Source organism: Streptomyces sp. AM 4-1-1, from assembly GCF_029167625.1.
Lineage (GTDB): Bacteria > Actinomycetota > Actinomycetes > Streptomycetales > Streptomycetaceae > Streptomyces.
Genome location: NZ_CP119145.1, coordinates 5,793,528 through 5,813,916 on the forward strand (window position 1 = coordinate 5,793,528; position 20,389 = coordinate 5,813,916).

Below are 20,389 nucleotides of genomic sequence, written 5' to 3' on the forward strand. Positions count from 1 at the left end.
CGGAACGGCTCCCGGCGCCGTCCCGGGCGGGACACCCGGACCGGCCACCGGCGGCGCGGCGGCGGCCGGCCGTGACAGCGACCTGGTGCCCCGGGGTGTCGCCCGCGTTCCCATCGGCGTACGCTGACTGGCGCCATGCCGTACGAACCTCCCACGCACACTGTCGAGCGCTCGCTGCGCGCCACCACCGGTGCCAAGACCGTCGCCGGTGTTGACGAAGTCGGGCGTGGCGCGTGGGCCGGACCTGTCACCGTCTGCGCGGCTGTCACCGGTCTCCGCAAACCCCCCGCCGGGCTCACGGACTCCAAGCTGCTCACCCTCAAGCGCCGCACGGAGCTGGCACCGCTTCTGCGGGGCTGGGTCACCGCCTACGGCCTCGGCCACGCCTCGCCTCAGGAGATCGACGAACTCGGGATGACTGCCGCGCTCAGGCTCGCCGCGGTCCGCGCCCTGGACGTGCTCCCCGTACGTCCGGACGCGGTCATCCTCGACGGCAAGCACGACTACCTCGGAGCCCCCTGGAAGGTCCGCACGGTCATCAAGGGGGACCAGTCCTGTGTCGCGGTGGCGGCGGCCTCGGTGATCGCCAAGGTGCACAGGGATCTGATGATGGCCGAACTGGGCGCGGATTCCGGTGAGTACGCGGATTTCGCGTTCGATGCCAACGCCGGCTACCCGTCGCCCGTGCACCGTGCCGCGCTGGAGGAGCGGGGGCCCACACCTCACCACCGCCTCTCCTGGTCCTATCTCGACGCGCTGCCCAGGTGGCAGCACCTGAAGAAGGTCCGTTTCTCCGCCGAGGCGGCCGCACTGGAAAGCGGGGGCCAGCTCGGCTTCGACTTCTGACCGCGCACACGCACCAGACATCCGCCGATGCCATCCGATCGGCGTGCGACAGACAACCATTCACGCCTCTCACCCCCGAGGAGCCTCAGATTCACGAGAGCGCCCAGGGTCCCCGCGTCACTCCGGCCGCCGGCCGTACCGCGCCGACCCCCCGTCCCGTACCCGGTCCGCGAACCGCGGCCACGCCGCGCCCCGGACGCCCCGGGCCCGGTCCCGCGCGGCCCGCGCCCCCGGCGCAGCGCGCGCAGTCCACGTCCACCGCCGCCCCCGTGCCGACCCCTGGCCGACCCCGGACGGCCCAGAAGGAGAATCGTTCCACTCCGGAGATCCAACTGGTCCCGGCCCCGATGAACGGCGCACTCGAAGCGGCCGACGAGGCCGTGGACCTGCTGCTCGACTCCGGGCGGGCACCGGGCGACATCCTGGTGCTGACCACCGGCGAGCGGCACCCGTGGGCGGCTCACGAGCTCACCTTCGGTGAGGCCGCCTACTGGGCCCTGCACGACGCCGCCGACGACGTCTTCTTCGCCGACGCCACGGCGGCGCGGCGTGCGAAGTCCCGTCCCGTGGTGGTGGTCGCGGTCAACGGCGACACCGACGGCAGCGCCGCCCGTGCCCTGCCGCTGGCGCGGGAGCGCGCCGGTGCGCTGCTGATCGTGTGCGGTGAGCCGCAGCGGATCAACGCCGCGCTTGGCGCCGGCGTCTGAGCCGTACGAGTGCGGGACCCGGCTGCCCGTGAGGGGTGGCCGGGTCCTTCACCGGGCGGCGGCGTGCCGAAGCGCCTCGGCGGCGCCACCACCCGAGCGCGACGGACCGGGAGCGGGGCCGAGGGAACTGTCGGCGAGGGAGACGGGCCGCGACACGGAACTGGGCCGGCGTCCGCCGCGTCCGTCGCCCAGCACCTGCCAGCCGCCGCGGGTCAGTGTGATGTACGCGCCGCACCGCAGGCCGTGGAGCGTGCAGGCGTCCCGCAGCCCCCACATCCACGCCCCGTCCTCCTCCGTCCAGCGTTCGTCCCCTTCCCGGCAGTACAGAAGCACGCCGGTACGGACAGGGGTGCGCCGGCGGAGATCGTGCGGTACGACGCGGCGCAGGTGAGCCAGCAACGCGTTGCGGAACTCCCAGCCGTCCACCGCGCCGGCCGGGTGGCGGACGAAGGACGCGCTCGCCGTGAGCCGTTCCTCGTGGTCGAGCACGGCGACGACGGCGGTCGCCGGGGTCGGCCGGTGCCGGGCGTGCAGGCCGTTGACGACTTCGCGCGGGCTGCGCAGCAACGGTATGCCCGCGGCTGCCCATTCGGCCGGTTCGAGCATTCTGGAGAGATGGCCGGCGGAGCCGGCGGACGCCGTGGCGGACGGCACCGGGGTGGCTGCGGACGGAGCGAATCCGAAGGTCACGGTCCTCCCTTCGCATACGCGCCCACGGTGCGGGCAGGGTCGGGTGAGGGCGCGCCGTGGCACAGCTCTTCCGGGCCGCGAAAGACTGTGCGGGGAGCGGGTCCGATTCTTCCTGGCGTACCGGCGGGCGGCAACGAGCAATATGGCGCGGCTGACGGGTATCAGCCGGAATGACACTGATATCCCTGCCCAAGAAGGGCACCACTGACGCCACTCGTCCCGCCTGAACGCCGAGGACCAGCGGAAACACGCCTTCACGTCCCGGCCCGGCGCAGCGGTCGTGTCGCCACGGTGGGTGTCCGGCCGGTGTCGGCACATCGTTCACGAGCGATACGGTTCCGCCCAGTTCACGAGCGGTACGGTTCCGCTCACCGGCGCCGGCGTCCCGGTCCGCTCGGTGCCGACGACGGGCCTCGTGCGGTGGGCGCACCCGCTGAGCGCCGTGGTCCGTGAGCCGGACCGTTCATGAGTCGGTTGTCACGTGGGGTGAATTGGTCGATTGTGCCTGCCATCGGGTTGCATGGGGGCATGGACAACCTGGAGCTCCGCACCGAAGCCGATGCCATCCTCGCCGAGCTCGTCGGCGCCCCGGGCGGCGCGGCGCGGCTGCGGGAGGACCAGTGGCAGGCGGTGGCGGCTCTGGTGGAGGAGCGCCGACGGGCGCTGGTGGTGCAGCGCACCGGCTGGGGCAAGTCGGCGGTGTACTTCGTGGCCACCGCTCTGCTGCGCCGGCGTGGCGCGGGCCCGACGGTGATCATCTCGCCGCTGCTGGCGCTGATGCGCAACCAGGTCGAGTCGGCGGCGCGGGCCGGTATCCGGGCGCGCACCATCAACTCGGCCAACCCGGAGGAGTGGGACACGATCTACGGGGAGGTGGAGCGCGGCGAGACCGACGTTCTCCTGGTAAGTCCCGAACGTCTTAATTCGGTGGATTTCCGCGATCAGGTGCTGCCCAAGCTCGCGGCCACGACCGGCCTGCTGGTGGTCGACGAGGCGCACTGCATCTCCGACTGGGGCCACGACTTCCGCCCCGACTACCGCAGGCTGCGGGCGATGCTGGCCGAGCTGCCGGCGGGTGTGCCGGTGCTGGCCACCACCGCGACCGCCAACGCGCGGGTCACCGCGGACGTGGCCGAGCAGTTGGGTACCGGCGCGGGCGAGGCCCTGGTGCTGCGCGGCCCGCTGGAGAGGGAGAGCCTTCGGCTCGGTGTGGTCCGGCTGCCGGATGCCGCGCACCGCCTGGCCTGGCTCGCCGAGCACCTGGACGAGCTGCAGGGCTCCGGAATCATCTACACGCTGACCGTGGCCGCGGCCGAGGAGGCCACGGCATTCCTGCGACTGCGCGGCTTCCGCGTGGCCTCGTACACCGGCAAGACGGAGAACGCCGACCGGCTGCAGGCCGAGGTCGACCTGCAGGAGAACCGGGTCAAGGCACTGGTCGCGACATCGGCGCTGGGCATGGGCTACGACAAGCCGGACCTGGGTTTCGTGGTGCATCTGGGTTCGCCGTCCTCGCCGATCGCCTACTACCAGCAGGTGGGGCGCGCGGGCCGTGGCGTGGCCCACGCCGATGTGCTGCTGCTGCCGGGCAAGGAGGACGAGGCCATCTGGCGCTACTTCGCCGACACCGCCTTTCCGCCGGAGGCGCAGGTGCGCCAGACCCTCTCGGCCCTCGCCGGTGCGGGGCGGCCGCTGTCGGTGCCTGCCCTGGAGGCGGCGGTGGAACTGCGGCGCAGCCGGCTGGAGTCGATGCTGAAGGTGCTGGATGTCGACGGCGCCGTCAAGCGGGTGAAGGGCGGCTGGACGGCCACCGGAGCCGAGTGGGTGTACGAGGCCGAACGCTACGCGTGGGTGGCGCGGCAGCGGGCGGCGGAGCAGCAGGCCATGCGTGATTACGTGAGCACGTCCCGGTGCCGGATGGAGTTCCTGCGCCGGCAGCTGGACGACGAGGGGGCGGCCCCGTGCGGCCGTTGCGACAACTGCGCGGGAGCCTGGGCCGAATCCTCCGTCTCGGCGGAGACGCTGACGGGGGCGACGAAGGAGCTGGACCGCCCGGGGGTGGAGATCGAGCCGCGCCGTATGTGGCCGACGGGGATGCCCGCGCTGGGCGTCGACCTCAAGGGGCGCATCCCCGCCAAGGAGCAGTGCTCCGCCGGACGTGCCCTGGGGCGGCTGTCGGACATCGGCTGGGGGAACCGGCTGCGCCCGCTGCTTGCCGAGAACGCGCCGGACGGGCCGGTCCCCGACGACGTCCTGCGGGCCGCGGTGGCGGTCCTCGCCGACTGGGCGCGCTCCCCGGGCGGCTGGGCGGCGAATGTCCCGGACGTCTCCGCCCGGCCGGTGGGGGTCGTCGCCGTACCATCCCTGACCCGTCCGCAACTGGTCGGCTCCCTCGCCCAGGGAATCGCGACCATCGGCCGCCTTCCCTTCCTGGGCGCCCTGACGTACACCGGCCCGAACGGCGCGCACGCGGCACGCCGCAGCAACTCCGCCCAACGCCTCAAGGCGCTCTCCGGCGCCTTCGCCGTCCCCGAGGAGCTGGCCGGTGCCCTGGCGAGTTCTCCGGGCCCCGTCCTGCTCGTGGACGACTGCACCGACTCGGGCTGGACGCTCGCAGTCGCTGCCCGACTGCTGCGCCGGGCGGGCAGCGAACAGGTCCTTCCGCTGGTGCTCGCCGCGGCGGGCTGAGCCTCTGCGTTCTGCCCGCGCCGATGGAAGACGCAGTCTCTGTCCCATGGCTCCCTCCCGAGGGTCCATGCAACCCGATGTCTCCGGCGGGCCGCGAACGGACCGATGAGGCTGTGGACAAGTTATCCACAGGGGGTCGCGGGATCTCGCCGAACGCGGGACGGTCGTGCCATGAACCAGCACCACGAATCCACCAGTCCTGCGGACGAGCAGGAGATCACCCTGCGCGGTCCCTCCGAACTGGCCGACGCCCTTCCGTACCTCATGGGGTTCCACCCGAACGACAGCGTGGTCATGGTCGCCCTGCACGGAGGCCGAGGCCGTTTCGGCGGCCGGCTCCGGCTGGGCATTCCGCGGGCACCACAGGAATGGCCGCACGTCGCCGATCAGCTCGCCGAATGCCTGATCAAGGGGAGTGAGAGGCGCGGGGACCGTCCCGACGCCGTCGTGATCTTCCTCTGTCAGGATTCCGCCGAAGGTGACACCGGCAGCCGCACCATGGAACGGCTGCGCCCCTTCGCCCAGCGTCTGCGTACCTCCTGCGGAGCCCTTGACGTACCGGTGTTGGAGGCACTGTGCATTTCCGACGGGCGCTACTGGTCGTACTGCTGCCCCGACGCCCGCTGCTGCCCGCCCGAGGGCAGGCCGCTGTCCATGCCGGGCACCTCCGTGATGGCGGCGGCCGCCACCTACGCGGGCATTCAAGTACGCGGATCGCTGCGGGAGATGGAAGCGCGGCTCACGCCGTGGCAGACCTCGGCGGTGGCGGAACAGCGCAAGGCCCTGGACACGGCGGGCGCCGCGCTGGTGCCCAGGATTCTCGACGCGACGGGCCGGGCGGAGGTCGGCGGGGAGACGCTGCGGCTGGCCCACCGGCTCATGAGGCGTCTGCGGCGGGCTCCGCAGGGCGCTCCTGCCGCCGCGGACACCCGGGACGACCGGCTGATCAGCCACGAAGAGGCCGCCGCGGTCATTCTCGGCCTCCAGGACAGGGAGACCCGGGACAAGGCCGCGGAACGGATGGAAGGCCCGGAGGCGGAGTCCGCGCTACGGCTGTGGCGGGCGCTCTCCCGCCGATGTGTCGGGCCGTACGTCGAGCACGCAGCAGCCCCCCTCGCACTCGCCGGATGGGTGTCCTGGTCGACCGGTGACGAGCCGGGCGCCCGTGTCGCCCTGGGGCTCGCCCTGCGGGCCGATCCTGAGTACACCTTCGCCCTGCTCCTCCATCAAGCCTGCAACCAGGGACTCGATCCGGAGACCCTGCGCAGCTGTCTGCGCGGTGAGCGCAGCGGACGGGCCGTGCGCGGCACCCGCCGTACGAGTCCCCGGCCGCGGCCCTGCCGGGTGAGCACGCGGAAGGTCCCTGCCCCGAGGAGGCCGCCCGGCTCCGCGCGCACCGAGTCCGGACCGGCACGACGACGTGTCCGGGACGCCCGCCGCCAGGGACCGAGCGGAACCAGGAGCGGACGATGACGGCCATATCCCGATCCCACGGGGCTACGGCGGTACAGGGACGGCGGGCCGGAACAACGCTCGGGCGGGCCGGAACGCCGCCGTTCGGCCTTCGGCCGCCGAACTCCAACGCCACCGCTCAGCGCTGGAGTTCGGGGAGCGGAGGGAGCGGACGTCCAGCAGGCTCAGGGGGGGGCGCGGTGGTCGTGGTCCGTGGGAAGACGCAGCGGGAGACGGGGCGTGCGCGATCCGGGACATCGCCGCCCGCGCACCGGCGGACCGCTCACCGCGTCCCGTACCCGCCTTGGGGCGGTCACCGTGCCGTGGGAGGGGGTTCCGTGGTGGAGCCCGCTGTCAGCGGGCTCGGTGGTGGGCTCCGGCAGCGGGCTCCGGTCCTCACGAAAGGAGTGTTTATCGTCAGGCAGACGACTATGATCACGGCATGCCGCCCTACGACCCGTCGAGCTTCCCGCCCTTCGCCGTCACCGTCGACCTGGTCGTGCTGACGGTACGCCGCCACGCGCTCTGCGCCCTGGTCGTGCGGCGCGGTGAGCCGCCGTACCAGGGCCGGTGGGCGCTGCCGGGCGGCTTCGTCAAGGCGGACGAGGACCTGGGCGCCGCGGCGGCGCGTGAACTCGTCGAGGAGACCGGACTGTGCGCGCACGACGCGGCGTCCCCGGCGACCGGTAACGGCGCGCACCTCGAACAGCTCGCGACCTACGGCGCACCCGAGCGGGACCCGAGGATGCGGGTCGTCAGCGTCGCCCATCTCGCTCTGGCCCCCGATCTGCCGGCGCCCCGCGCGGGCGGTGACGCGAACAGCGCGCGGTGGTCACCCGTCGACGACCTGCTGGGCCCGGAAGGTGGCTTCGGGCACGAGGACGGACAAGCGTCAGCGCTGGCGTTCGACCATGCCCGTATTCTCGCCGACGGGGTCGAAAGGGCCCGCTCCAAGATCGAGTACTCCTCGCTGGCGACCGCGTTCTGCCCGCCCGCCTTCACGGTCGGCGAACTGCGCAGGGTGTACGAGGCCGTCTGGGGAGTGGTCCTCGATCCCCGTAACTTCCATCGCAAGGTCACCGGAACCCCGGGCTTCCTGGTGCCGGCCGGAGGGACGACCACGCGCCAGGGAGGGCGGCCCGCCCAGCTCTTCCGGGCGGGGGCGGCCACGGTGCTCAATCCTCCGATGCTGAGGCCCGAGGTCTGAGCCGACGGAGCGCCCACCGTGACGACGCTGCAACAAAAGTCTGAAATGTCGCGTTATCGTGCTGCGGTACCCACTGCCGTCGAGCGGTCTCATCTTCCGCGGGAGAAGCGATGCTCCAGGCCTTCGGACTCACCAGCGCCCCCCGTCGTGACCGACCGCCCGCCCTGGACGACCTGACGTTCGAAGCCCGCCCCGGGCAGGTCACCGCGCTCCTCGGCGCTCCGGGGTCGGGCAGGACCACGGCCCTCAGGCTGATGCTCGAACTCGAACCCGGACGGGGCATCACCTACTTCCGGGGCCGGCCGCTGCACCGGGTCGCGCACCCCGCCCGAGAGGTGGGGGTGCTCCTCGGGGACGTACCGGGCCACCCGGCCCGGACCGCCCGGGGCCAACTCCGCATGCTCGCCGCCGCCGCGGGTGTCTCCGTCGGGCGGGCCGACGACGTGCTCGAAGCCGTGGGACTGGCCGGCCTGGGGGACCAGCGCATCGGCACGCTCTCGGCCGGCATGGACCGACGGCTCGGACTCGCGTCCGCGATCCTGGGCGACCCGCACGCCCTGCTGCTCGACGGGCCCGCCGAAGGACTCTCTCCGCGCGAGAAGGCATGGTTGTACGGGATGCTGCGGACCCATGCGGCCCGGGGAGGCACGGTTCTCTACACCACCGGCGACCCCAAGGAGGCCGCGCGCGCGGCCGACCGGGTGGTCACCCTCGCCCACGGGCGGCTCGTCGCCGATCAGGACGCCGCGGACTTCGCCCGTACCCGGCTCCGCCCCCGCGTCGCCGTCCGGACCCCGCACGCGGCCAGACTCGCCGCGGTGGTCAGCCGTGAGGCGCGCACCGCACGCCGCTCCATGGAAGTCGTCACCGAGGAGAACGGCCGCCTCTCGGTGTACGGCAGCAGCTGCGCGGAGATCGGCGACGCGGCCTTCCGGCACGGCATTCCCGTGCACCGACTCGCCGACGAGACCGGCGTCGGTGCTCCCGTCCCCGACGCCGCCACAGCCGCCACAGCCGATCGGTCCGGGTCCTTCCGGGCGCCCCCCGGCTCCCCGTTTCCCGGTGGCGCCAGTCCCGGACGCGCGCCCCTCATCCCGGTGCGTGCCGCTCGCGGCCCGCTCCAGCCGCTGCGCTACGAACTGCGCCGTCTGTTCGGGGTCAGGACAACCGCCTTGATCGTGGCCTCGGTCGTGGTCGTCTCCGCCCTGCTCTCCGTTCTGCTCGCCCGTACCGGCCGCGCGCCCGAGCCTGACCGGTTGGCGGCCTGGCCCGCCCTGCTGCCGCTGCCCCCGGCCGCGCTCGGAGCCGGACTGCTCGGCGCGCTCTCCTTCGGCGACGAGTTCCGCTATCCCGCGCTCGCGGCCGGCCGTGGGACCGTTCCCCGGCGCCTCGGCCTGCTGTTGGCGAAACTGATCGTGTCGGCGGCCACCGCCCTGTCGCTCGCTCTGCTCGTCGTCCTGGTCGACGCGGAGGTCCTCCACCTCCTGTACGGCGGTGCCTTGACCGCGATGCCTCGGAACGCGGCCACGCTCGCGGCGAGTTGGGCGGGTCTCACCGTCGGCTGCGCCTGGGCCGGTCTGCTGGCCGCGGGCGTCTTCCGGGTGACGGGGGCCGGGGTGGCCGCCGTCCTCGCCGTCCCCGTGCTCGTGGTGCCGCTCGTCAAGAAGGTACTGGCGGACCCGGCCGCGCGTTCGGCCATCGGGTTTCCGTCCAGGGTGCGGGGTCTGGCCTGGGTTCAGTGGCCGCACGAAATCGATCGATGGGTGCTGGCTGCTGTCCGAGTGGTGGCGCAACCTGTCGGGGCGGCACTGTCGTTGTCGCTTTCCGCCCTGATCTGTGCATATTTGTTCACCAGCCTTCGGGGCAGAGTTCGTTGGTGATCATCCGGGACCGTTGAATCGGTGTGAGCGCGCAACTCCCCGCGAAATGCACGCTTTGACCCGCTAAGGCGTCAATTGGGAGGCGGGCGCCGATCACCCTTTCGTGTGCTTTTCACCAAAGACCTCAAGAGGCGACGAACGGACGCCGACAAAGGATGCGTGAGTACCCTTGCGCACACCATGATGACCGCCGCCCGTTCCGCCGACTCCGGCCTCGCCGGCTCGGGTGATCTCGACCGCTACCCGTACACGGAGGCGCCGGCCGGCGAGCGCGCCGCCATCCGCCCGTGGGACGGCGCCGACGCCGAGCTGGGCCGGGTGAGCCGACGCGGTTCGGCCAGCCGGGGCCGTGGCCTGCACGGCCAACTCGTTCAGCAGCTGGGACAGATGATCGTCTCCGGCGACCTCGGCGCCGACCGGCCGCTCGTCCCCGAAGAGATCGGCCAGCGCTTCGAGGTCTCCCGGACCGTCGTACGCGAGTCGCTGCGCGTACTTGAGGCGAAGGGGCTGGTCAGCGCCCGTCCGAACGTGGGCACCCGGGTCCGCCCGGTCAGCGACTGGAACCTCCTGGACCCCGACATCATCGAGTGGCGGGCCTTCGGGCCGCAGCGCGACGACCAGCGCCGGGAGCTCAGCGAGCTCCGCTGGACGATCGAGCCGCTGGCCGCGCGGCTGGCCGCGGGGCACGGTCGCGAGGACATCCAGCAGCGTCTCGGGGACATGGTCGAGATCATGAGCCACGCGCTCGCCCAGAGCGACGGGATCACCTTCTCCCGGGCGGACGCCGAGTTCCACGCCCTGCTCATCCAGGCCGCCGGCAACCGCATGCTCGAACACCTCTCGGGCATCGTCTCCTCGGCCCTCCAGGTCTCCGGAGGCCCCGTCGCCGGCTGTGACCGCCCCACGGAGACGTCCCTCGCCCACCACGCCCGGATCGCCGGTGCCCTCGCCTCGGGCGACTCCGTCGGCGCCGAGACGGCCATGCGCCAACTGCTCGTCGCTCACCCGGACGTGGAACGGGTGGTGCCCGCGCCGCGCGAGCACTGAACGCGGCGCGACCGGGGTGTACGAACCAGTGTCGCCGGACCGCACGGTCCGGCGACACAATTGTGGAGTCTTGTCACCTTGCGCACCGTTCATCGCAAATGGGGTGTGACTCGGGCCACGTGGATTGGGCGTAACACTCCTCGAAACAGTGCGATGACTTAAGAGGTGACCGTCGCAGAAGGAATACAGCAACCCCAGGGTGCGCTGTGCAGTTCTGAGGCCAAACCCGCGCCGTCGGCACATTCCCGGCCGACGGTCGTCGGTTCCAGCCCTCCAGGGCCGGACCGGAAGCCGTTTCCATCGTTCCGAGAGGTTGTTCGTGTCGGCCAGCACATCCCGTACGCTCCCGCCGGAGATCGCCGAGTCCGAGTCTGTGATGGCGCTCATCGAGCGGGGAAAGGCTGATGGGCAGATCGCCGGCGATGACGTGCGTCGGGCCTTCGAGGCCGACCAGATTCCGCCAACCCAGTGGAAGAATGTTCTGCGCAGCCTCAACCAGATCCTCGAGGAAGAGGGTGTGACGCTGATGGTCAGTGCCGCGGAATCGCCGAAGCGCACCCGCAAGAGCGTCGCAGCGAAGAGCCCGGTCAAGCGCACCGCCACCAAGACCGTCGCCGCCAAGACGGCGGTGACGAGGACCGTCGCGGCCACCGCGAGGCCGACGGCCGAGACCGTGGACGCGGCGGCCGACGACGCCACCGCCTCCGCTCCCGCCAAGAAGGCGGCAGCGAAGAAGACGGCTGCCAAGAAGACCACGGCGAAGAAGACCGCGGCCAAGAAGACCACGGCGAAGAAGGCCGGCAAGAAGGACGCCGACGAGCTGCTCGACGGTGACGAGGCGACCGAGGAAGTCCAGGCCGGCAAGGGCGAGGAGGAGGAGGGCGAGGGCGAGAACAAGGGCTTCGTCCTCTCCGACGACGACGAGGACGACGCGCCCGCGCAGCAGGTCGCTGTCGCCGGCGCCACGGCCGACCCGGTCAAGGACTACCTGAAGCAGATCGGCAAGGTTCCCCTCCTCAACGCCGAGCAGGAGGTCGAACTCGCCAAGCGCATCGAGGCCGGTCTGTTCGCCGAGGACAAGCTGGCCAACGCCGACAAGCTCGCGCCGAAGCTCAAGCGTGAGCTGGAGATCATCGCTGAGGACGGCCGCCGCGCCAAGAACCACCTGCTGGAGGCCAACCTCCGTCTGGTGGTCTCGCTGGCCAAGCGCTACACCGGTCGCGGCATGCTCTTCCTGGACCTCATCCAGGAGGGCAACCTCGGTCTGATCCGCGCGGTCGAGAAGTTCGACTACACCAAGGGCTACAAGTTCTCCACGTACGCCACCTGGTGGATCCGTCAGGCGATCACCCGCGCCATGGCCGACCAGGCCCGTACCATCCGCATCCCGGTGCACATGGTCGAGGTCATCAACAAGCTCGCGCGCGTGCAGCGTCAGATGCTCCAGGACCTGGGCCGCGAGCCCACCCCGGAGGAGCTGGCCAAGGAGCTCGACATGACCCCTGAGAAGGTCATCGAGGTCCAGAAGTACGGCCGCGAGCCGATCTCCCTCCACACCCCGCTGGGTGAGGACGGGGACAGCGAGTTCGGTGACCTCATCGAGGACTCCGAGGCGGTCGTCCCGGCCGACGCGGTCAGCTTCACGCTCCTCCAGGAGCAGCTCCACTCGGTGCTCGACACCCTGTCGGAGCGCGAGGCGGGTGTGGTCTCGATGCGCTTCGGCCTCACCGACGGTCAGCCGAAGACCCTGGACGAGATCGGCAAGGTGTACGGCGTGACGCGCGAGCGCATCCGCCAGATCGAGTCCAAGACGATGTCGAAGCTGCGCCACCCGTCCCGTTCCCAGGTGCTCCGGGACTACCTCGACTAGAGCCGTGAGCGGTACCGGCCGACGCGGCGGCATGCCGTGGCGGTAGGGGTGCGTCTACGCAGGCCGAGGGCCCGGACTCCAGGGGAGCCGGGCCCTCGGCCTATCCGGGCATGCGGTGATCGTCCGTGGGGATGACTCTGGGTGGACATCGTTCACCACAGCGTCAGGAGTTCCCATGCCCCGCACCGCCGTCCGCACCGCCCTTTCGGTGTTCGCGCTGACCGCAGCGGCAACCGTGCCGCTCGCTCCGTCGCGGGCAGTGGCCGACAGCATCGTCATCGGTGGCCAGCCCGCCCATGTCAGGGACGCTCCGTGGGTCGTGGCCCTGTCCAGCCGTGACCGTTTCGGTGAAGGCCGGGCGGGGCAGTTCTGCGGGGCGGTCGTGGTGGCCCCGACGAAGGTGCTGACCGCGGCGCACTGCCTCAGCGCGGACGTGCTCGGCATCGACGTCGGCAGGGTGCGCGATCTCGGGGTCATCACCGGGCGCGACGAGTTGAACGCGGGCGGTGGCCGGGAGATCCCGGTGAGCCGGACGTGGGTCAATCCGGGGTACGACCCGACCACCAACGCCGGTGATCTGGCGGTGCTCACCCTGACCGAAGCGCTCCCGGCCGGGAGCGCGATCCCGGTGGCGGAGGCCGGGGACGCGGCGTACGAGCCGGGGACCGGTGCGGTGGTCTACGGCTGGGGCGATACGAGTGGCGGCGGCAGCTACGCATCGGCCCTGCGCTCCACACGCGTGCGCGTCCTGCCCGACAGTACCTGCCAGAAGGCGTACCCGGGGGGCCAGGAGGGGGCGTACGACGCGTCCTCGATGCTCTGTGCGGGCGACCCTCAGGGCGGGCACGACGCCTGCCAGGGAGACAGCGGGGGGCCGCTGGTGGCCCGGGGCAGGCTCATCGGCCTGGTCTCCTGGGGCAGTGGATGCGGCCAGGCGGCCAGTCCGGGTGTCTACACGCGTCTCTCGGCCGCCGCCCGGTGGATGGCCGGCCGGGTCTGAGCGGGGCGGTCTCCCCGCGTACGAGCGCGCACGAGAACGGGCGGCCTGCCCCCACGCGGGGGGAGGCCGCCCGTCGGCCGGTCCGGGAAACCGACCCTTGGCTCGTCGTGGACGCGAGGTGTCAGTGTTGTTCCTCTTGGGCGGCGTGGGCCTGTGCGGCCGTCAGCCGGTCCGTCTCATCCTGTATTTCCGCGGCGATCTTCTTGAGTTCCGGCTCGAACTTGCGACCGTGGTGGGCGCAGAAGAGCAGTTCACCGCCGCTGGTCAGGACGACGCGCAGATATGCCTGGGCGCCGCAGCGGTCGCAGCGGTCTGCTGCGGTCAGCGGGCTCGCGGGGGTCAGAACAGTAGTCACGTCGCCTCTTCTCTAGCTCGACGAGCTGTCGTACCAGGGTCAACATCCAACCAGGCCGAAAACGTTCCCGCTCGTGGCTTTTCTTCGAAACTTCTTCTCAAGATGGCTGTCTGTTGCCGGTTGGCGGCGAATGTGCCGTATCGCGTAGCTCTACGGTTTCGCTTTGCTTGTCTTCGGTCGGTCCCTCCGGCTGGCTTGCCGGCTTGTTCATGAGGACGTGCCCGGAGCCTAAATGGTTCATGCCTCCGAAGGGAACGTGATGTGCATGTCACTCTCACCCTGGGATCGAACGTGCATGCGAGGCTGGACTAGTGTGAGGGTTCTCCGAGGGTGGCGTTGCACCCGCTCCACCAGGCATCGGTACCCTCTCAGCGGCAACCGAAGCCGAGCCCGCTACCCACTGGGCCCCAAATGAAATTCAGCGAGGAGCGAACCGCGTGACCGCCGATACGTCCGTGCCGTCCACTGCGCTGCTGACCGGAGCAGGGGGCGTCGTAGACAAGGACAGCTCCAACTACACCGCGCGGCACCTGCTCGTCCTGGAGGGGCTGGAGGCGGTGCGCAAGCGCCCCGGGATGTACATCGGGTCCACGGACAGCCGGGGCCTGATGCACTGCCTCTGGGAGATCATCGACAACTCCGTCGACGAGGCCCTCGGTGGCTACTGCGACCACATCGAGGTCATCCTGTACGAGGACGGCTCCGTCGAGGTGCGGGACAACGGCCGGGGCATCCCGGTCGACGTCGAACCGAAGACCGGGCTCTCCGGCATCGAGGTCGTGATGACCAAGCTGCACGCGGGAGGCAAGTTCGGCGGCGGGTCGTACGCGGCCTCCGGCGGTCTGCACGGGGTCGGTGCCTCCGTCGTGAACGCCCTGTCGGCACGCCTCGACGTCGAGGTCGACCGGAACAGCGCCACCCACTCGATCAGCTTCCGCCGTGGCGTTCCGGGCTTCTTCACCGAGCAGGGGCCGGACAGTCCGTTCGACCCGGCCAACGGGCTGCACAAGGGCAAGCGGGTGCCGAAGAACCGGACCGGCACCCGGGTGCGCTACTGGGCCGACCGGCAGATCTTCCTCAAGGACGCCAAGCTCAACCTGGAGAACCTGTACCAACGGGCCCGCCAGACGGCGTTCCTCGTCCCCGGCCTCACCATCGTCGTGCGCGACGAGCGGGAGGCCGACGGCGAGGGCAGGACGGTGGAGACGTTCCGTTTCGACGGCGGGATCAGCGAGTTCTGCGAGTACCTGGCCCAGGACAAGGCGGTCTGCGACGTCCTGCGGCTGACCGGACAGGGGGTCTTCAAGGAGACGGTGCCGGTCCTGGACGAGCGCGGCCACATGACGGCCACCGAGGTGACCCGTGAGCTCGGGGTCGACATCGCGATGCGCTGGGGCACCGGGTACGAGACCAACGTCAAGTCGTTCGTCAACATCATCGCCACCCCCAAGGGCGGCACACATGTGAGCGGTTTCGAACGCTCCGTGACCAGGACGGTCAACGAGGTCCTGCGCTCCGCCAAGCTGCTGCGGGTCGCCGAGGACGACATCGTCAAGGACGACGCCCTGGAAGGGCTCACCGCCGTCGTCACCGTCCGGCTGGCCGAGCCCCAGTTCGAGGGGCAGACCAAGGAAGTGCTCGGCACCTCCGCGGCCAACCGGATCGTCGCCCATGTGGTCGCCAAGGAACTCAAGGCGTTCCTGACCTCCACCAAGCGGGACGCGAAGGCGCAGGCCAGGTCGGTGCTGGAGAAGGCGGTCGCCGCCGCCCGTACCCGGATCGCGGCCCGTCAGCACAAGGACGCGCAGCGACGCAAGACCGCGCTGGAGTCCTCCTCGCTCCCGGCCAAGCTGGCCGACTGCCGCAGCGACGACGTGGACCGCAGCGAGCTCTTCATCGTCGAGGGGGACTCCGCGCTCGGCACGGCGAAGCTCGCCCGCAACAGCGAGTTCCAGGCGTTGCTGCCCATCCGGGGCAAGATCCTCAACGTCCAGAAGTCGTCCGTCTCGGACATGCTCAAGAACGCCGAGTGCGGCGCCATCATCCAGGTGATAGGAGCGGGTTCCGGCCGGACGTTCGACATCGACGCGGCTCGCTACGGCAAGATCGTCCTGCTCGTGGACGCCGATGTGGACGGCGCCCACATCCGCTGTCTGCTGCTGACGCTGTTCCAGCGCTACATGCGGCCCATGGTCGAGGCCGGCCGGGTCTTCGCCGCGGTGCCGCCGCTGCACCGGATCGAGCTGGTCCAGCCCAAGAAGGGCCAGGACAAGTACATCTACACCTACTCGGACAACGAGCTGCGCCAGCGGCTGCTCGGCCTCCAGCGCAAGAACATCCGGTACAAGGACTCGATCCAGCGCTACAAGGGTCTCGGTGAGATGGACGCCGACCAGTTGGCGGAGACCACGATGGATCCGAGGCACCGGACGCTGCGCCGGATCAACATCGGCGACCTGGAGTCCTCCGAGCAGATCTTCGATCTCCTGATGGGTAACGAGGTCGCTCCTCGCAAGGAGTTCATCACCAGCTCGGCGGCCACACTGGACCGCTCGCGCATCGACGCCTGAGTCGTCCACCCGTGGGTGGGGACGCGTTCTCCACCCACGGCCGGCCCGGAGCCGATGCCCGTCGGCACGCGGCGGCCCCGGTGCGTGTGAGCAGGTCGGCGGAGCGGTGGGACCGCCGACGGTCGCGGAGCCGGCGGGGGAGCGGTGGCAGGGTGAGCGCCGTCGACGGGGCGCGCCGAAGAGAGGCGGTCACGGAGCGGGTCCGGGCAGCGGCTGGGGCGGCCGGGGCCCCTCGTAACGGCCACTGGGGCGCATGCGCAGCGGCCGTTCCGCGTACTCCTCCAGTGCGTGTGCGATCCAGCCCGCCGTACGGGCCACCGCGAACACCGTTTCCCCCGCCTCCGCGGGCATGCGGGCGGACACCGAGAGTACGGCGAGCGCGAGATCGACATTGGCGTGCAGCGGGACGTGGCGGGCGGTCGTGGTGACCACGTCACGGGCGGCCTCCAGGGCGGACGCGGCCCACGGCACCCGCGCGAGCAGGTCGAACAGTGTCCGGGCGCGCGGGTCCTCACCCGTGTAGAGACGGTGGCCGAGTCCGGGCACCCCGCGTCCCGCGCGCAGATGGTCCGACACCACGGGAGCGGCGCCGCCCCGTTCCAGCACCTCGGCCAGCATCCGGTGCGCCAGGCCGCTCGCCGCGCCGTGCAGCGGCCCCTCCAGCACTCCGAGGCCCGCCGAGACCACGGCGTACGGATGGGCGCGGGCGGACGCGGCGAACCGGGCGGCCAGGGTCGACGCGGCCAGATCGTGGTCGATCAGCAGGGCAAGTGCCGTGTCCAGCACGGCGAGCGAGGCGTCGTCGGCCGGACGCGCGGTGAGGCTCGACCAGAGCCGACGGGCGGACCCGCCACCGCCGTCCCCACCGCCGCGGTCCCCGTCGTCGTCCGGGCCCCCGCCCGGCCCCTCGGCCGACAGGGCGCCGACCAGCGTCGGGATCAGGTTCCGCGCGCCCGCGAGCACCGCGCCGGGCGAGAGGTCGAAGCGCAGCGGATCGGCTGCCGCCGCAGCGACGACCGCCACCCGCAGCCGGTCCGTGGAGCCGCTGTGCGCGGGCAGCGCGCCGACCGCTCGCCGTGCGGCGTCCAGTGCCTCGGCCGGCGCGGTGAAGCGGATGCCCGGCCGCAGTTCGCCGGTCCACAGCCACTCGGCGACCTCCTCGTAGCTGTGCCGGCGGGCCAGTTCGGTGGCGTCGACGCCCCGGAAGTAGTAGCGGTCGCCTTCGACGAGTGTGATCGCGGTACGGAAGACCAGGTCACCGGCGGCCGGGGAGGGCTCTCTGCGCCCCGTACGCCTGGCCAGCGCGTCCACCTCGGCGGCGTCGAACGTGCTGCCGCGCCCCCCTGGCGCCCGCTCACTGCTCAACTGGCCACGGCTGACGTACGCGTAGACCGTTTCCGGTTTCACCCCCAACCGCTCGGCCGTCTCCCGGGTGGTGAGCCGACGGGCCACCGGTGGGCCGCTGTCGCCGCCACTTCTCTCTTGATCCGTCACGCTGCCTCACAGTACACATATTGATTCAATCAATATTGACAAGGTTGGAGTCAACCATGGATGGTCGAATCAAGTTACGGATGAACCGCGAACGATCCTCGGAACGACCCCTGGAGGGCGACATGGCCACCATCGGCGACACCGGAGCCACCGGCGTCAGGAACCCGCTCGACGTACCTCGCGGCCTGGCCGGGGTGGTCGTCACCGACACCGCTCTCGGAGACGTCCGGGGGCGCGAAGGGTTCTACCACTACCGGCAGTTCTCGGCCCTCGAGCTCGCGCGGACCCGCTCCTTCGAGGACGTCTGGTACCTGATGTTCCACGGTGAGCTGCCCGACCGGGGCGCCCGCGACGGGTTCGCCGCCCGCGTCGCGCCCCTGCGTCACCTGCCCGAGGAAGTGCGGGAGGCGCTGCCCGCGATAGCGCGGTCAGGCTCCGTCTCCGGCCCGCTCGCCGGACTGCGTACCACCCTCTCGCTGCTCGGGGCCACGGCCGGCCTCCGGCCCGTCTACGACATCGACGCCGGACAGCGCCGGGAGGACGCCCTCGCCCTCTGCGCGGCCGTACCCACCGCGCTCACCGCACTGCACCGGCTGAGCCAGGGGCTGGAGCCCGTCGAACCGCGTGACGACCTTCCGTACGCGGCCAACTACCTCCACATGCTGACCGGAAGCGCGCCGGACGCCGAGCGGACCCGGGCCGTCGAGCGCTATCTCGTGTCCACGATCGACCACGGCTTCAACGCCTCCACGTTCACCGCCCGCGTCGTGGCCTCCACCGGCGCCGATGTCGCCGCCTGCCTGGTCGCCGCGATCGGCGCGCTCTCCGGGCCGCTGCACGGCGGAGCGCCGAGCCGGGCCCTGGACACCCTGGACGCGATCGGGACCCCGGACCGGATCGACGGCTGGATTCGTGACCGGGTGCTCGCCGGGGAGCGGATCATGGGCTTCGGACACCCTGTCTACCGCACCGAGGACCCTCGCTCCCGGATGCTGCGGGACATCGCGCGGGGCTTCGGCGGCCCGCTCGTCGACCTCGCGGTCGAGGTCGAGCGACAGGTGGAGACGATCCTCGCCGAGCTGAAACCCGGCCGCGAACTGCACACCAACGTCGAGTTCTACGCGGGCGTCGTCATGGAGCTGTGCGGGCTGCCGCGCACCATGTTCACGCCGACCTTCTGCGCGGCGCGGGTGGTCGGCTGGAGCGCCAATATCCTGGAGCAGGCGGAGGACTCGAAGATCATCCGTCCGGCGGCGCGCTATGTCGGCGCACCCCCGCCGCAGCCCGTCCCGGCGCTCTGACCCCTCGGAGAAAGGCCCCCGTTGTCCTCGTCGATCACGCCGCCCCGCAAGCAGATCCCGGTCATCGTCCTCGCGGGCTTCCTGGGCTCCGGGAAGACCACGCTGCTCAACCACCTGCTGAGGCACCGGGCGGGCAACCGGATCGGTGTGATCGTCAATGACTTCGGGGCCATCAAGATCGACGCGATGACGGTCTCCGGACAGGTCGGCTCGACCGTGTCGCTCGGCAACGGCTGTCTGTGCTGCGCCGTCGACGCGAGCGAACTCGACACCTTCCTGGGGAAACTGACCGGCCCGGCCGCTCGCCTCGACGTGATCGTCATCGAGGCGAGCGGCCTCGCCGAGCCCCAGGAACTCGTGCGCATGCTCCTGGCCAGCGACGATCCGCACATCGTGTACGGGGGACTGGTGGAAGTCGTCGACGCGGCGGAGTTCGGGCGCACCCGGCGGCGCCACCCCGAGATCGACCGCCATCTCGCCGTCGCCGACCTCGTGGTGCTCAACAAGACGGACCGGATCGACGAGGCGGAGGAGGACCGGCTACGGTCCCTCGTCGAGGCGATGGGCAGCGGGGCGGCCGTCATCTCCGCGACCCACGGCCGGATCGATCCGGAACTCCTCTTCGATCCCGCCCACCGGCCGGATGCCGACGAGAAGGTCCGTCAGCTCACCTTCGAGGATCTGCTCCAGGCGGAGCGCGAGCACGAGCGGGAGCGCGAGCGGGAGCGGGCGAGCGACGGGCAGTCGGGTGGCGGGCACGGGCACCATCCGCACGCGGCGTACGAGAGCGTCGCGTTCACCGCCGACGTACCGATGAGTCCCCGCCGTTTCATGGCCTTCCTGGACTCCCGGCCCGAGGGTCTGTACCGGATCAAGGGATTCGTGGACTTCGGCCCCGGCGATCCCCGGCACAGCTACGCCCTGCACGCGGTCGGCAGATTCCTCCGGTTCGTCCCGCAGCCGTGGGCACGGGACGAACCCCGCCTCACCCAGCTGGTGCTGATCGGTACCGGCCTGGACGCGCCCGCGCTCTCCGCGCGGCTCGCCGACTGCCGGGAGAGCGGTACGTCCTCGTCGGGCGCCCCTCGGAGCATCCCGCAGGACATCCCGCAGGACGCCGACGCTCTGGAACAGAGCATGTGGGGCGTCCTGCGGTACGTACAACAGCCTGACGACGAGGCGTAGCGCACGCGCAACGCAGGCACGCACGACGCGTAGGCACGCACGTCAGGTCCGCGCCGCCTTCGGCCGGCCATGCGTCTCCTCCCGCACGACAGGACCG

The 20,389-nt window shown here is 71.3% G+C and carries 15 protein-coding genes; 12 read left to right on the forward strand and 3 right to left on the reverse strand.

Features of this window, described 5'->3' with window-relative positions; all coding sequences use genetic code 11:
• Window positions 1–135: 135 nt before the first annotated feature.
• Both PZB75_RS24605 and PZB75_RS24610 read left to right on the forward strand, forming a co-directional pair.
• Window positions 136–846 (forward strand): ribonuclease HII, encoded by a 711-nt coding sequence (locus PZB75_RS24605; RefSeq protein ID WP_275537467.1) that lies wholly within the window; start codon window positions 136–138, stop codon window positions 844–846.
• A 32-nt stretch (window positions 847–878) separates the two neighbouring features.
• The gene (locus tag PZB75_RS24610; RefSeq protein WP_275538853.1) at window positions 879–1,553 is read left to right on the forward strand and encodes a hypothetical protein; all 675 of its coding nucleotides are present in this window, start codon (window positions 879–881) and stop codon (window positions 1,551–1,553) included.
• Window positions 1,554–1,601: 48 nt separating this feature from the next.
• Here PZB75_RS24610 and PZB75_RS24615 read toward each other — a convergent pair whose 3' ends face one another.
• A complete protein-coding gene (locus tag PZB75_RS24615; protein WP_275537468.1) occupies window positions 1,602–2,243 on the reverse strand; it encodes a hypothetical protein in 642 nt (213 codons plus the stop codon).
• Between the two features lie 528 nt (window positions 2,244–2,771).
• Between PZB75_RS24615 and PZB75_RS24620 the strand changes: the two genes are divergently transcribed.
• From PZB75_RS24620 to PZB75_RS24650, 7 genes are all read left to right on the forward strand, one after another.
• A complete protein-coding gene (locus PZB75_RS24620; protein ID WP_275537469.1) occupies window positions 2,772–4,931 on the forward strand; it encodes a DEAD/DEAH box helicase in 2,160 nt (719 codons plus the stop codon).
• A 171-nt stretch (window positions 4,932–5,102) separates the two neighbouring features.
• Window positions 5,103–6,404, forward strand: a complete 1,302-nt coding sequence (locus PZB75_RS24625; protein ID WP_275537470.1) for a DUF4192 domain-containing protein — start codon at window positions 5,103–5,105, stop codon at window positions 6,402–6,404.
• A gap of 421 nt (window positions 6,405–6,825) precedes the next feature.
• Complete coding sequence (locus tag PZB75_RS24630; RefSeq protein WP_275537471.1) at window positions 6,826–7,590, forward strand: NUDIX domain-containing protein; 765 nt, start codon at window positions 6,826–6,828, stop codon at window positions 7,588–7,590.
• A 110-nt stretch (window positions 7,591–7,700) separates the two neighbouring features.
• Window positions 7,701–9,470: an ABC transporter ATP-binding protein gene (locus PZB75_RS24635; protein ID WP_275537472.1), complete on the forward strand. Its 1,770-nt coding sequence runs from the start codon at window positions 7,701–7,703 to the stop codon at window positions 9,468–9,470.
• A 180-nt stretch (window positions 9,471–9,650) separates the two neighbouring features.
• On the forward strand, window positions 9,651–10,517 hold the full coding sequence (locus tag PZB75_RS24640) for a FadR/GntR family transcriptional regulator (protein WP_275538854.1): 867 nt from the start codon (window positions 9,651–9,653) through the stop codon (window positions 10,515–10,517).
• 319 nt (window positions 10,518–10,836) lie between these two features.
• Window positions 10,837–12,387: an RNA polymerase sigma factor gene (locus PZB75_RS24645; RefSeq protein WP_275537473.1), complete on the forward strand. Its 1,551-nt coding sequence runs from the start codon at window positions 10,837–10,839 to the stop codon at window positions 12,385–12,387.
• 175 nt (window positions 12,388–12,562) lie between these two features.
• Window positions 12,563–13,387 carry a serine protease gene (locus PZB75_RS24650; RefSeq protein WP_275537474.1) on the forward strand — a complete coding sequence of 275 codons (825 nt, stop codon included), beginning with the start codon at window positions 12,563–12,565 and terminating at the stop codon, window positions 13,385–13,387.
• A gap of 121 nt (window positions 13,388–13,508) precedes the next feature.
• On the opposite strand, the gene PZB75_RS24655 is transcribed toward PZB75_RS24650, so the two are convergent.
• The gene (locus tag PZB75_RS24655) at window positions 13,509–13,742 is read right to left on the reverse strand and encodes a hypothetical protein (protein ID WP_275537475.1); all 234 of its coding nucleotides are present in this window, start codon (window positions 13,740–13,742) and stop codon (window positions 13,509–13,511) included.
• Between the two features lie 437 nt (window positions 13,743–14,179).
• Between PZB75_RS24655 and PZB75_RS24660 the strand changes: the two genes are divergently transcribed.
• Entirely contained in the window at window positions 14,180–16,312 is a 2,133-nt protein-coding gene (locus tag PZB75_RS24660) for a DNA topoisomerase IV subunit B (RefSeq protein WP_275537476.1), read from the forward strand.
• Window positions 16,313–16,501: 189 nt separating this feature from the next.
• On the opposite strand, the gene PZB75_RS24665 is transcribed toward PZB75_RS24660, so the two are convergent.
• Entirely contained in the window at window positions 16,502–17,806 is a 1,305-nt protein-coding gene (locus PZB75_RS24665) for a citrate synthase (RefSeq protein ID WP_275537477.1), read from the reverse strand.
• Between the two features lie 122 nt (window positions 17,807–17,928).
• On the opposite strand from PZB75_RS24665, the gene PZB75_RS24670 reads away from it, so the two are divergent.
• The gene (locus tag PZB75_RS24670; RefSeq protein ID WP_275538855.1) at window positions 17,929–19,107 is read left to right on the forward strand and encodes a citrate synthase/methylcitrate synthase; all 1,179 of its coding nucleotides are present in this window, start codon (window positions 17,929–17,931) and stop codon (window positions 19,105–19,107) included.
• A gap of 33 nt (window positions 19,108–19,140) precedes the next feature.
• Window positions 19,141–20,292 (forward strand): CobW family GTP-binding protein, encoded by a 1,152-nt coding sequence (locus tag PZB75_RS24675; RefSeq protein ID WP_275538856.1) that lies wholly within the window; start codon window positions 19,141–19,143, stop codon window positions 20,290–20,292.
• Window positions 20,293–20,389: the final 97 nt, after the last annotated feature.

Coding starts and splice junctions, on each gene's coding strand:
- PZB75_RS24640 (WP_275538854.1), top strand. CDS start 9,651: ATGATGACCGCCGCCCGTTCCGCCGACTCCGGCCTCGCCGGCTCGGGT.
- PZB75_RS24635 (WP_275537472.1), top strand. CDS start 7,701: ATGCTCCAGGCCTTCGGACTCACCAGCGCCCCCCGTCGTGACCGACCG.
- PZB75_RS24605 (WP_275537467.1), top strand. CDS start 136: ATGCCGTACGAACCTCCCACGCACACTGTCGAGCGCTCGCTGCGCGCC.
- PZB75_RS24620 (WP_275537469.1), top strand. CDS start 2,772: ATGGACAACCTGGAGCTCCGCACCGAAGCCGATGCCATCCTCGCCGAG.
- PZB75_RS24670 (WP_275538855.1), top strand. CDS start 17,929: ATGGCCACCATCGGCGACACCGGAGCCACCGGCGTCAGGAACCCGCTC.
- PZB75_RS24650 (WP_275537474.1), top strand. CDS start 12,563: ATGCCCCGCACCGCCGTCCGCACCGCCCTTTCGGTGTTCGCGCTGACC.
- PZB75_RS24625 (WP_275537470.1), top strand. CDS start 5,103: ATGAACCAGCACCACGAATCCACCAGTCCTGCGGACGAGCAGGAGATC.
- PZB75_RS24630 (WP_275537471.1), top strand. CDS start 6,826: ATGCCGCCCTACGACCCGTCGAGCTTCCCGCCCTTCGCCGTCACCGTC.